Here is a 13,199-nt window from a genome sequence, read left to right on the forward strand (position 1 = left end):
GCGGATGTTTTTGGTTAATTGATAAGAAAGTGTCTTATGCGTGGTTGAAGCCGCCCGCTTCTTCGGCGGTCAGCGAATGCGTAACCGGATTTTTCTCCAACGCCTCAAGAGTGCGTTTCAGATCGGCAATCAGCAATTCAGCCAGGTCGGTACTCATCCCGTGACGGACCAGGATGCGCTGCACCACTAAGTCTTCACGATGAGTTGGCATGGAGTAAGCAGGCACCTGCCAGCCACGGCTACGTAAGCGGTCAGCCAGGTCATACAGAGTGTATCCATCATTCTGATGGTCAGCTTTCAGCGCCCAGGTCAGCGCCGGAATACCGTTCAGGTGGCTGCCGTCAAAAATAATCTCGAATGGACCAATCGCGGCAATTTCTCGAGCCAGATACTGCGCAGTCTCGTAACAGGCCATGTGAATTTTGCGATAGCCTTCGCGGCCCAGGCGCAAGAAGTTGTAATACTGCGCGACAATTTGCCCACCAGGACGCGAGAAGTTCAGCGCAAAGGTCGGCATATTGCCGCCGAGGTAGTTAACGTTAAAGATAAGCTCCTCTGGCAGGTCCTGTTTTTCACGCCATACCACCCAACCGGCACCAAGTGGCGCAAGACCAAATTTGTGGCCAGATGCGTTAATGGATTTCACTCGCGGTAGACGGAAGTCCCAATCGATTTCCGGTGCGCAGAACGGAGCAAGGAAACCACCGCTTGCGGCATCCACGTGCATTGGAATATCCAGCCCGGTTTTCTCGAACAGATCATCGAGCGCATCGTGAATTTCTTTTACTGGTTCGTACTGGCAGGTGAAGGTAATACCCAAAGTCGGCACCACACCGATGGTGTTCTCATCGACATATTTCAGTGCTTCTTCCGCCGTCATCATCAGGCGATTACCGTCCAATGGCACTTCGCGCAGTTCAACATCAAAGTAGCGGGCGAATTTGTGCCAGCAGATTTGTACCGGGCCACACACCATGTTTGGTTTATCAGTAGATTTCCCGGCCAGTTCACGGCGTTTGCGCCAGCGCCATTTCAGCGCCAGGCCGCCAAGCATCGCGGCTTCAGAAGAACCAATGGTTGAGCAACCGAGCGTATCGGTGGCTGCTGGAGAATGCCAAAGGTCGGCGAGCATATTCACGCAGCGCTGTTCCAGTTCAGCAGTTTGTGGGTACTCGTCCTTATCAATCATGTTCTTATCGATGGAGAGATCCATTAGCTGGCGAATCTCATCATCCACCCAGGTCTGGCAGAAGGTCGCCAGATTCTGGCGTGAATTGCCATCGAGCATCAGTTCGTCATGAATGGCATGAAAAACATTACGTGGATTGCTTTCTTGAACCGGGAATTCGGTTTTTGGCAGTGAAGTGGATAATTCTACAGATGCATAAACATCGTCATTTTCATTTTCAGCGGGTTGAATGAGCATAGTCATAATTAATCCTTTTTCGTATCAGATAAATTTATTATTCAGTTACTTTAGGGCTGGAGTTATTTCACCCAGTTTGGCATGCGGTGTTTTTTGACATTGTTTGAATATTTTCGGTACCGCTATGGTTTCGACTTCATGCCAGTGAACATAATCGCCACCTTTAAAATCGGTATTTCTATTGACTACCCAAAAAGCGATTGGCGTCATGGATTTCGGATTCATATCCATAAATTCCTGACAAGTCATATTTTGTGGCGTCGTTTCCTGTTCGGCAAAAGCAGAATTAATAGAAGTAGAAAGAGCTGCAGCAATAATTATCGAGATACTTACTTTAATATTCATAAATTATTCCAGTGGTTATTTTGAATCTTTTGACGCCAGTCGTTTAGGTTGTGCCAGCGCCAATTTCTTACGCAAAGAGATAAAACTCCCGGCGCTGAAGATCATCTCCAGGCCAATAAAAACAGTGGTGAATAGATAAGACTGCTCAGGGTTCATGCCCAGCCAGATGGCGGCAATCAGCAAGTCAAAAATACCGATAAAGATGTTCCAGATAGCCCCGGAACGCCCGCGCATAGTGAAGCCAGAAACGATGCGTGAAACACCGCCGATAATGAACAGACAGCAAAATACTATCGATAGAGAGTTCATCCCAACCATTGGGTTGGCGACGAAGCTGTAACCCAGTAACAACCAGGCTAGAGCGAAAATCGCACTGACAAATTTTGATTTCCAGTGCTGCTGGCGAAAGACAACCAGGCAGTAAAGAGTATAAAAGCCGCAAACCATAAACATCATGCCAATGATATAACTGAGATACAGTCCTGACATAAATGGATAGATAAGACAGCAAGCGCCACATATAAGCAGCAGCACCGCCATGACCAGAGCATGTTTTTTATAATAAAGACGAGAAGCTTCGCTCAGTGCCTTCATTCTATATTGGTTAAAGATGAACATATTATCTCCGCCGTAATTTCAATGGTTGAAATGGTAGTTCCCACCTGGCTGCGGAGTAAATAAGAGTGAAGGGTCATTGTTATACGCTGAGTCTGACATCCGTCTGTCTCTTCTGACATATGTAAGACTCAGCTTGCATTATTCATTCGGCACTCTGATTTTCATTGTGATACTTATTTTTTATTCTGGTGGCGTTTGGTGATGAACACCTATTTTATTAAGGAGAAGATAATGAAAAAATTAATTCTGGCAGGCCTGTTGGCAACCATGATGAGTTCCGCACCTGTATTAGCAGCAGCGACTGCAACCCCAGCACAGACAGCTGCTGCAACCGCACAAATCCAAAAAGAAGCGGCTGATGTCATGCAAGTTGCGGTACAGGGTGCCAATGCAATGCGCGATATTCAGTTTGCACGCCTGGCGCTATTCCACGGTGAACCTGCCAGCGCGAAGAAATTAACCGACGACGCAGCAACTTTGCTCAAAGATGACAGCGCTGACTGGAAGAAATTTGTCAAAACCGACGCCAAAGCGAAAATGATCGACGATCAATACGTGATCATTAACGCAACCGTTGCGCTGTCTGAAGACTACATTGCGACCCCAGCAAAAGAGACCGCCATCAAATCTGCTAATGAAAAACTGGCAAAAGGTGACCAGAAAGGTGCGATGGATACCTTACGTCTGGCTGGTATTGGCGTGATGGAAAATCAGTATCTGATGCCACTTAACCAGACCCGTAAAGCGGTTGCTCAGGCCAAAAAACTGCTGGCAGACGGTAAATACTACGAGGCGAATTTGGTACTGAAAGGTGCTGAAGACGGTATCGTAGTTGATAGCGAAATGTTTGCTGCCAGCAACTAATCTGCGTTTGTATTGAGAGTGCACGCGGGGAATGGTCGGGCGATAACTGCCCGACCATTCAATCTCAGTGGCTCATCAAGCTCTCTATCTCCACCTCGATTTCCCGCATAACTGTCGCAATTTCTTCTAACGCCTCCCGTCGCTCCTCAAGCGGTAGCGAATCATGGCGGCGTGACTCAAAGGGTTCACAAAGTTTCTGCAACGCAGTGATTTCCAGTATTTGAGCCGAGCCATGCAGACGATGTAGCGCATGCAAAAACATCTGCGGCTCATCTTCTTCTATTGAACGCACAGCAGCCTGCAAATCATTTGCCGAAGCTTCGCGGAAGGTTTCCAGAATTTCATTCATCAACTTCCGCTCCCCCCCAGTATTCTCGGTCAAAATACTGAGTTTCAAATGCCGGGTAACACAAGGCATTGAACGGCCAACATCGAGTTTGCTGAGCTCATGGGTCAGCGTTTGAATCGATACTGGCTTAAACAGACACTGATTCATCCCACTTTCCAGACACTGTTCGCGTGACTGAGACAAGGCACTGGCAGTAAGCCCCCAAATTTGCAGCCGCTGATTTTGACGACGTAACGACGCCGCCAGTTCGAGGCCATCTTTTTTCGGCATATTCACATCAGTTATCAATAAGTCGTACTGCTTGCTGAGGATTTTGGCTTCTGCTTCTTCGCCATCACAAGCCTCATCAACATTGAAACCAATAGTATTTAACTGCCGTTTGAGTAGCAGGCGATTAGTTGGGTTATCGTCCGCAATCAGAATCGATAAGCGCGGCAATGGCGACAGTGCAGCAGGCGTATCGCGCGTTGGCGTTAGCGATTGTTGAGCCGTTTCAACCGCAAGCGTTATCGTAAAAGTGGTACCCAGCGATTGGCGGCTGCTCATTTCAAGCGAGCCTCCCATCAGCGTGACCAGCTCTTTACAGATAACCAATCCCAGACCAGACCCCGTTTGTTCACGTCCCTGGCGTGCCTGAACGTAGCGGTGGAATAACGTTTCCTGCTCTTCCGGGCTAATCCCGCAACCGGTATCACTTACCGTAATCACTAACGTGCCCTGTTTATCCGTTTCGGGGATCAGGCGAGCAGACACCTGAATATGCCCTTGTTCGGTAAACTTCAGCGCATTACCGACCAAATTGGTGAGGATTTGTCGCAAAGCCTGCGGATCGACCAGCACCCGATCATTAGCAGCCAAATGGCTAACGCAGCGCAACGTAATACCCTTTTGCCGTGCAAGCGCATCAAACGAGTGGCATTGCAGATCGATAAGCTGAGTTAAATCAGTCCACTGTGGAGCAATTTGATATTTACCTGACTCAATTTTATCGACATCAAGGATCTTACCAATCAACCCCAGCAGCGATTGCGCCGTCGCCCCGGCAAGCGCTATCGCCTCTTTGCGTTGGCTGGAGCTGAGATCCGAACTGGACAGCAATTCTAAGAAACCCACAATAGAACTGACGGGGGTGCGTAGCTCATGGCTCATACTCGCAAGGAAACGACTTTTCGCTTTAGTCGCCTGAATCGCTTTATCTTTTTCAGCCTCCAGTTCGTGAGAAAGCGCCTCTTTAAGATGCAACTGCTCTTCGAGTTGCCGCTGTGATTGTTTTCTTTTACGCACTTCACGCGAAAGCGATAGCCCCCATCCCAGGCTGATGGCGATAAGCATCAGCGCGAAGAGAACCAACTGATAGAACTGTTTGCTGTAAAGGCTCCAGGTGTCAATCTGCACGCTGGAAATCTTCGACCACTTCTCCGTCATTTGCAGAATTTCGCGCGGAGGAATGGCTTGCAGCGCTTTGCCTAAAATAGACTTCAGTTCAGGCTCATCGCGCGCCATCGCAAAACTAAGAGCCGCGCTGGGCATACCTGGCAGCCGGGTATAGTGCATATTTTGCGGATAATAATGGTCAATCATGTAACGAGCGGAAAGCTCGGTGGTTATCGCCGCATCAACCTCCCCCTCCTCGACCATTTTCATCGCCACTTTGACATTATCCGTTTCAACCCAGGTCGCCTGCGGGAAACGAAGCTTGAGGTCGTGCGTCAAAATATGCCCCGCTGCCACGGCGATACGCCGAGGTTTTGCCAGCATTACGTTGGCATTTTCTCGGTGTGCGGTAACCAGTACGAAAGAGACATTCATCAAGGGATCGCTAAACGAAATAAATTTCTGTGGCTGGTTACTGAGGGTGGCGGCTGGGATCATATCCCACTGACCCGGCACCATTTTTTCCGCCATTTCCTTATTGGAATTAACGATAACTGGCTGAAACTCAAGGCCGGTTTGCAGTTGGACGATATTGAGCAAATCCGCCATGATGCCGCGCAGCTCACCGTCATGATCGATAAGCGTAAACGGTGGGTAGTTTGGATTCACCAGCACGCGGATTTTAGGGTGCTTTTTAAGCCAACTCTTTTCCTCACTGCTGAACGGAATCGGGGTATTCAGGTAAGAAAGGTTGCCGCGATTTAGCCAGTTCTGCATGACCCGCATATGGGTTTCATTGCTAATTGCGGTAATAAAACTTTCAAGGATGTTTCGCAACAGCGGCTGATTCTGGCTAGTGACAAAATAGTTATATTGTTCCTGCTTGTTAAAGTAGTGCGTGATAACCAGCGATTGTGAGAAATATTTCGAGATGCAATTACCGGTGGTAACATTATTACCAATAAAATATTGGTTAAGACCTGACATAACGGACGACAACGCCTGATAATCGCTATCGTAAAAGGTGATTTTTGCGTTAGGAAAAGCCACCTTAATCACATCGAGAAATGAACAATCACGCACGCAAGCAAGGGTGACTTTTTTATTTGTTGCCAGTGGCAGTAAGGTGTTTTTGAGAGAAGTGACCAATGTTGGCCAGGTCTTGATCAACGCTGAGGTTCGCAGCAAGTCGCTCCCTACTTCTTCGCGCTGAGATAACTGCGTGAGCAGAGTATCCACTTCGTTTCGGGAGAGCGCTGCCAGGGCTTCTTTTTCGCTATCATACTGTTTGATAGCGACTTTAATATTCAGGTTTTTTTGTAATAGCGCGAGATAATCAGCATTAACACCCTGATAATGTTCTCCACCACTTTCATAATCTATCGGAGAAACTTCCGGCAGCCAGGTGCCGACTGTCAGAGTATTATTACGTGCCAGCCAGCGTGATTCATCTGCACTTAAACGAATATCCAGTGCCGATGGTTGATAATTACTTTTAAGCTCAATTAACTGAGAAGCACCGTAGGCTGAAAAAATGTTCAAGAAAAACATTGCTGCCAGATAAACATATAATAGAAACCGCATCTTATTACCCTATTTTATTTCTTTGCGCATAATCATAAAGTTCCATTAATGAGGAACAATCTAACTTTTCCATTAAGCGACTTTTATAGGTACTGACGGTTTTATTACTGATATTCATTTTGCTGGCAATGGTCGTGTAATCAATACCATTGAGGATATAGCGTAATACTTTCATTTCCTGAGTAGATAACGTATCCAGCTTGTCCTGTTCCGTCGTCGCGGCACCGCTGAAGCGCTCGAGTGAGAATGGGAAATAGCTGTAGCCATTTTTTGCAGCCTCGATAGCCGCGAGGATGTTATTCATGCCCTCCTTTTTACTAACAAAGCCGTTAGCGCCGCATTCAGCACTGCGTTTACCGTAAAACAATTCATTCTTAGCAGAGATGATAATAATGATGCCCAGGTAGTGCCTTTTGCGTAGCTGTTCCAGCACTTCAATGCCGCTGATGCAGGGAATATCGACATCGATAATTAATAGTTCAGGCTTGAGTTTCTCGACGGTTTGTACCGCACGCTCACCGCTGTCGAGCTCAGTAGTGACCGTAATACCGTTGGTATCGAGCAAATTTCGAATGGCTATACGCGCCAATGGGTGATCGTCAACGATTATCGCGTTCATTGCGTTATAAGATCCTGATAAAAAAAGAAAAAGCGATGCCAGACCGCAGGTGCAGTATTATGATAATTATGCTTAAAATAATCCGGGATGCCGTCAATGCATCTATATATTGAAGTATGACGGAAATAGAGGTAAATCTGGAGGGAATGAGGGTATAACATTATGTAATTAGGTGTTGTGAAATGTTTACACCAGAACTAAGTAAACGAGAAAATTCAAATTAATTGATTTGAGACTGATTCTTATAATTATTTTAGTAATACTTAACATGATGTCGGTCATATTTGGATGACAACTGTAGGATTGGTATTACAGATATTATGGTGAGGTCCTAAAAGTGGGTAAACTTTGCGCTTACCCGACTCACTTCAATTACAATATTCGCTTAGCCTACAATCTGGTCGCCTTGCACTTCAATATTATTAGCCAGGTTCCAGCGGTTTGGTGAAGTCGCTATCACTACTTGGTGAATACGCTCAAACTGCTCAATCGTGCCATCGCCTTTTACGCTAATGGTGTAATTGATTTTGTCGTAGCCCGGCTTCACTTCGCTATCAAGACCCATAAAACCACGTAAATCTAAATTGCCTGTGGTTCTGATTTCCAGTTTTTCCAGCGTCACACCTTCTGCGGCAGCAGCGACAACATAGCCTACCGTCATGCAGGCATTCAGCGCAGCAAATAACAGTTCCTGCGGGTTCGGAGCACTTGCCACACCACCAAGTGCGGAAGGTTCATCGGCCGCAATGATCATCGGTTTTTCTGCTATTGGCTGTGGCACACCTTGCGCCGTCCACGGGTTAACTGTTGCTTCGCTGCGTGTACCGCCACACCAGGAAGTGGTGACATCAAATCCGACAACGCCTTTCTCAGAATCTGCGGCGATATCATCACGTAACGCACCAATGGCCTGCAGATCGATACCGTTAATTAATTTATTCATGGTCATTCCTCAAATTTCTTATCCGGTGGCCTGTTACCGCCACCGGGCTTAATATTAGTTACGGCCAGCCATCACGCCGCCATCGATATCCCAAATCGCACCCGTTACCCAACCGGCTTTGTCAGACAGCAGGAAAGCCACAGTTTCAGCAATATCTCGCGGCGTACCCACACGATTAATAGGGTGGAAGCTATTGAAGCTGTCCATTACGCCGTGAACTTCTTCTTTCGGAATAAAGCCTTCGTAAATCGGCGTCTGCACTACCGCTGGCGATACCGCATTCACGCGGATCCCGTTGCCGCCAAGCTCAATAGCCATGTTTTTGGTCAGTGCGTGCAGCCCGGCTTTCGCCATGGAATAAGCAGATGACGGTGTTGCTCCAATGGCCTGTTGCGCCCACATTGAACCGATATTCACGATTGAACCTTTGATTCCCGCCGCCAGCATGTTTTTCACCACATCACGGGTGATGAAGAACGTTGCACGGTTGATGCTCATATACATGTCGTAATCGGCTTCTTCATGCTCGGCAAAAGGTTTCGGGAAGAACACGCCAGCAGCATTCACCAACAGGTCGATATCACGGTGTTCAGCATTCACCACATCCATCACATGCTGCATGCCATCCGTCGTCATCAAATCAGCAATAACAGTGGAAACCTGACCCAGGGGAGCCAACGCAGCACGTGCTTCTTCCGCTTTTGCCTGGCGATTGCCTACCAGCACTACGCTGCCGCCCTGCTCCATAATCACGCGAGCGGTTTCCAGACCCATGCCGCTTGTGCCGCCAACAACCAAAAGTTTTTTACCTGCGAATACGTTGCTCATGATTCTCTCCACAATAATTTCTATGTTAGTTGATACAAGGAGAAGCTCGTCTCCCTGTCGATGTGCAAAGAATGCCAGTTCCTCTCGACTGTAACGAACCATAAGAACTACACTAGTGAGATAGAAAAACTATCTCACTAGTGTAAAGAGATCCGATGCGCATTCTGAACAGACTTAAATGGTTGCAGGCTTTTGAGGCGACCGCGCGCCACGGTAGCTTTACCGGTGCGGCGAATGAACTTGGTGTAACACCTGCTGCGGTAGGCCAGCTGGTACGGGCATTAGAGGAATGGGTTGGGCATCCACTTTTGACGCGTAGCCGCTCAGGCAATGAACGTTTATCGCTCATTAACGAAGCGCAGGATGCACTAGAAGACATTACGATTGGCCTGGACAAACTTGAAAGCGGGCTAAAAAAACTTCGCGGGCGTAAAGCTCGCTCGGTGCTGGTTGTTACAGCATCGCAAGTACTGGTGATGAACTGGCTGATGCCACGACTTAATCGATTCTCAGAACACAATGATTCAATAGACGTACGTCTGGACGTGGCAGACCGGCTTATTGATCTCAGCCATGGCGAAGCAGACATTGGTATCCGCTGCGGCACCGGTACCTGGAAAGATTTAGTAGCCGACTGGATGATGGACGAAGAAGTGGTAATGATTTGCAGCCCTTCCACGCTTCCTGCCACGGGGGCCGCGAATGTGGAATGGTTATACCAACAAAAGCTGATTCAGGATGATACACCGCACCCTGGCGCCAACTTCCCGTCCTGGGAAAGCGTGCTGCAAAAAATGGGGCTCGAAGGCGTGCAGCAAACGCGTCTTCATATCAACTCCACCGCCACCGTTATACAGGCGGTGCTCAGTGGCAGGGGAGTCGCGCTAGTGCGCAAAGCACTGGTACAGCAGGATTTGGATATTGGCCGTCTGGTGCAGCTATTCCCGGAAAACCGTTGGCCGATTAACTGGTCTTATTATGTTGTTTGTTCAAAAACATCATTGAAACGCCCGGAAGTTCAGGCGTTTCATGATTGGATGTTGGAAGAAGTGAGAGTTAAGTAGAAATTGGCTGCCTCTTCAGCCCTCTTTCACAGAAAATGAGCAGGGTGTTTTAGGCATTCGCCAGCTGTTTCGCCTTCTCTTCTTCTTCGCGTTGTTGCTGCTCGGTTTCCAGCATCTTCTTCTCGTAAACCTTGAAGAATGGATAGTAGATAGCCAGTGAAATAAAGAAGCAGACGAACACCAGCCCACAGGCGACCAGATTCCAGTTTGAGGTGATCAACGCCCCTAACGGAGCAGGGATGGTGAAAGGTGGTTTCACCATCATGCGTGGAATAATTCCGGTGATAGTAAACAGATACACCACTATGGTGTTTGCCATCGGCGCAAGAATAAAGGGAACAGCCAGAATCGGGTTCATCACTATTGGCGCGCCGAAAATCATCGGTTCGTTGATGTTAAACAGCCCCGGAATAAAGGAGAGTTTCCCCAACGATTTCAAATAAGCAGCTTTAGAACGGATAAACAGCACAACTAGCGCAAGCGTCGAGCCAGTACCGCCCATCTGCGCATACCACTGGAAGAACTGCTCAGTGAAAATATTTGGCAGCTCGTAAGCGCTGGTTCCCGCCTGGAACATCTCCATATTCTGCACAATCGCCTGATCCCAAAGCGGGCGAATCAGTGGCCCCATTACCGCATGGCCATGAATACCGAATACCCAGAACAGGTCGATAAAGAACTGCGTAACAATGCCGCCAAACAGGTTCGTACCGGTCATAAACCCTTTGAGCGGCATGATGATGTAACTGATGATGGCGTTAATATCGATATTCAAAAAGTGACGCGGGATCCAGAAGATCAACACTACCGCGAGTGTCGGGAATAGCGCTGAAAACGAACTCGCCACCACTGGCGGTACGCCCTCTGGCATTTTGATTTCAATATTTCTGACTTTAATAAAACGGTAAATCTCGATAGCAATCAGTGAGGAAATAATCGCGCCAAACAGCCCCTGAGAACTTAGCGACGTAATGGGAATATAACGCCCGGAGACCGCGTCTCCGGCAACGGTAATGCCTTCTTTGATATTGACGGGCACAATCATCAGCAAAGTCGCCAGCATCGCCAACAGCCCGCTGGTAATATCGTTAAGCTTGTAACTTTTACCGAGGAACGAACCGATAGTAAAAGCGGCATACAGCGACATTAATCCCACGGTAAAACGGAACGGCACATCCAGCATATCGCGATATGGCGCGATAAAATCCATATAACCTTTAATCGGGATATTGAGCAAAATAACGAAGAATGACCCGACAATAGTCAGCGGTAAAATTGAGATAAGACCATTACGGATTGCCTGCATATGCCGCTGGTTGCCAATCGCATTTGCCACCGGCAGCATTTTTTCAGCCAGTCGTTCAAAGTAAGACATTATTCCGCCTCCTCGAATCCGTTGTTTTCAATCACAGCCTTGAACCACAGGCCTGATTTTTTAAGCGAACGCTGCTGAGTCTCTAAATCCAGACGATAAAAACCGTAGCGATTTTTATAAGCGTTTTGCCATGACCAACAGTCGATAAACGTCCACATGTGATAACCCAGACAATTGCTGCCATCAGCCATCGCCTGATGCAAATAACTCAGATGTTCTTTGAGAAACTCAATGCGGTAATCATCCTGTACCTGACCATTCACCATGAACTGTTCTTCGTCAGAAATACCTATCCCGTTTTCCGAGACAAACCATGGCAAATTGCCGTAACGGTCTTTAACCACCATCGCGATGTCATAAAGTGCCGCAGGATAAATCTCAATGCCGCGCGAGGTATTCATTCTGCGTCCCGGCATAATATATTCTTCAAAAAAGCGTTCTGGCACAAAACCATGCGGCTCTTCGAGCAGGGTTTCACGCGCTTTAACACGGCGCGGACGATAATAATTTATCCCCAGTAAATCGATACGCGTGTTGGCAATAAGCTCGCAATCACCAGGCTGAATGACCGGCAATTGGTCGTGCTCTTTCAAAAGGGCGATCAGTTCATCCGGGTAGCGCCCAAGCAAAATCGGCTCGTTAATACTACGGGTATAAAACAGATCGGCCATTTCTGCGGCGTGTAAGTCCTCCGGCGTATCGCTGCGCGGGTAAACCGGAATAACATCCATAATGATGCCAATCTGCCCGGCAATATTGAGCTCGCGCCAGGCGGCAACCGCTTTGCAATGCGCCAAAACAATATGATGGAGTACTTGCGCAGCGCGGCGGAAACTGGTCACGTAAGGATAATGGCGAGGATGTAAATAGCCGGCTTCAGCAGGAATTAATGGTTCGTTAAAGGTGAACCAGTAGCGCACCCGGTCGCCAAAAAGCTCGTAACAAATCCGCGCGTAGCGGGCAAACGCATCCACAACTTCACGGTTTTCAAAGCCGCCTTTTTCCTGAAGTGCCATTGGCATATCGAAGTGATAAAGGTTAATAAACGGCTCGATGCCCTGAGCATTGAGCTCATCAATCACTGCGTTATAAAAATCGACTGCCTGAGGATTAATTTCCCCATCGCCATCAGGAATAAGGCGTGACCAGGAAATTGAGGTACGAAATGAATTCAGACCAATATCTTTGGCGCGTTGAATGTCTTCCCGATAGTTCTGGTAAAACGTTGAGGTATCGTCAGCCGTTACGCCACCGAAGAAGCGTTCGTTAAAATGATGTGAGGCATAATCCCAAATATTTTCGCCTTTGCCATCTCCGGCCTGGTGCCCTTCGGATTGTGTTGCGCTGGTTGCTGTACCCCACCAGAAATTCTCAGGAAAACGATATTTCATGACCCATCCTTATTGTGCATTTTTTAATAAAGACAGGGCCTGATCCAGCACCTTATCGCCCTGCATTGAGCCGTACAGCATCATATCGATCGCCGCCACTGGCACGCCGTGTGGCGCGGCTGCGCTGGATATACTCTGTAGCTGGAATTTCACCTGTGGCCCAAGCAAAATGACATCAGCGTCCGTGATGATTTGGTCAAAATCTGACACCGGCACCGCCGTAATTTCTACTTCAATATTGCGGCTGGTAGCGGACTGTTTCATTCTTTCCACTAACATACTGGTGGACATTCCAGCAGCGCAGCATAAAAAGATCTTTTTCATCACATCTCCCTGGTGTAATAAGCACGATTACCCGCAGCATGCGGCAAAATATATTCTGAGGAGTGTGGGAAAAAGCAGCAAGTGAGGCGCAACAC

General features: G+C 47.8%; 12 protein-coding genes. 2 read left to right on the top strand and 10 right to left on the bottom strand.

Annotated features, from left to right (window positions below; all coding sequences use genetic code 11):
• Positions 1-34: 34 nt before the first annotated feature.
• Genes GC128_RS09985 through GC128_RS09995 form a run of 3 tightly spaced genes read right to left on the bottom strand, consistent with a single transcriptional unit; the run spans position 35 to position 2,389 of the window.
• Complete coding sequence (locus GC128_RS09985) at positions 35-1,426, bottom strand: glutamate decarboxylase (RefSeq protein ID WP_151994258.1); 1,392 nt, start codon at positions 1,424-1,426, stop codon at positions 35-37.
• Between the two features lie 45 nt (positions 1,427-1,471).
• Positions 1,472-1,771, bottom strand: a complete 300-nt coding sequence (hdeB, locus tag GC128_RS09990; RefSeq protein WP_151994161.1) for an acid-activated periplasmic chaperone HdeB — start codon at positions 1,769-1,771, stop codon at positions 1,472-1,474.
• A gap of 15 nt (positions 1,772-1,786) precedes the next feature.
• Positions 1,787-2,389 carry an HdeD family acid-resistance protein gene (locus GC128_RS09995; RefSeq protein ID WP_151994162.1) on the bottom strand — a complete coding sequence of 201 codons (603 nt, stop codon included), beginning with the start codon at positions 2,387-2,389 and terminating at the stop codon, positions 1,787-1,789.
• Positions 2,390-2,620: 231 nt separating this feature from the next.
• Here GC128_RS09995 and GC128_RS10000 point away from each other — a divergent pair, with 231 nt between their 5' ends.
• Complete coding sequence (locus GC128_RS10000; RefSeq protein ID WP_134186175.1) at positions 2,621-3,253, top strand: YfdX family protein; 633 nt, start codon at positions 2,621-2,623, stop codon at positions 3,251-3,253.
• A gap of 64 nt (positions 3,254-3,317) precedes the next feature.
• Here GC128_RS10000 and GC128_RS10005 read toward each other — a convergent pair whose 3' ends face one another.
• From GC128_RS10005 to GC128_RS10020, 4 genes are all read right to left on the bottom strand, one after another.
• Complete coding sequence (locus GC128_RS10005) at positions 3,318-6,527, bottom strand: ATP-binding protein (RefSeq protein WP_407643478.1); 3,210 nt, start codon at positions 6,525-6,527, stop codon at positions 3,318-3,320.
• Between the two features lie 37 nt (positions 6,528-6,564).
• Positions 6,565-7,179 (bottom strand): acid-sensing system DNA-binding response regulator EvgA, encoded by a 615-nt coding sequence (evgA, locus tag GC128_RS10010; RefSeq protein WP_064515509.1) that lies wholly within the window; start codon positions 7,177-7,179, stop codon positions 6,565-6,567.
• A gap of 385 nt (positions 7,180-7,564) precedes the next feature.
• Complete coding sequence (locus GC128_RS10015; protein WP_151994164.1) at positions 7,565-8,122, bottom strand: OsmC family protein; 558 nt, start codon at positions 8,120-8,122, stop codon at positions 7,565-7,567.
• Positions 8,123-8,176: 54 nt separating this feature from the next.
• Positions 8,177-8,950, bottom strand: coding sequence for an SDR family NAD(P)-dependent oxidoreductase (locus GC128_RS10020; protein WP_151994165.1), 774 nt, complete (start codon positions 8,948-8,950; stop codon positions 8,177-8,179).
• Between the two features lie 155 nt (positions 8,951-9,105).
• Here GC128_RS10020 and GC128_RS10025 point away from each other — a divergent pair, with 155 nt between their 5' ends.
• A complete protein-coding gene (locus GC128_RS10025; RefSeq protein ID WP_151994166.1) occupies positions 9,106-10,014 on the top strand; it encodes a LysR substrate-binding domain-containing protein in 909 nt (302 codons plus the stop codon).
• Between the two features lie 49 nt (positions 10,015-10,063).
• On the opposite strand, the gene GC128_RS10030 is transcribed toward GC128_RS10025, so the two are convergent.
• From GC128_RS10030 to GC128_RS10040, 3 genes are read right to left on the bottom strand one after another with little or no spacing between them, the layout of a single operon-like run.
• Positions 10,064-11,389: a PTS sugar transporter subunit IIC gene (locus GC128_RS10030; protein ID WP_064515507.1), complete on the bottom strand. Its 1,326-nt coding sequence runs from the start codon at positions 11,387-11,389 to the stop codon at positions 10,064-10,066.
• Positions 11,389-12,780 (bottom strand): glycoside hydrolase family 1 protein, encoded by a 1,392-nt coding sequence (locus tag GC128_RS10035; RefSeq protein ID WP_151994167.1) that lies wholly within the window; start codon positions 12,778-12,780, stop codon positions 11,389-11,391. The genes GC128_RS10030 and GC128_RS10035 overlap by 1 nt, the downstream gene beginning before the upstream one ends.
• A gap of 9 nt (positions 12,781-12,789) precedes the next feature.
• Complete coding sequence (locus tag GC128_RS10040; RefSeq protein ID WP_064515503.1) at positions 12,790-13,104, bottom strand: PTS sugar transporter subunit IIB; 315 nt, start codon at positions 13,102-13,104, stop codon at positions 12,790-12,792.
• Between the last annotated feature and the right edge of the window lie 95 nt (positions 13,105-13,199).

Source organism: Buttiauxella massiliensis, assembly GCF_902500225.1.
Lineage (GTDB): Bacteria > Pseudomonadota > Gammaproteobacteria > Enterobacterales > Enterobacteriaceae > Buttiauxella > Buttiauxella massiliensis.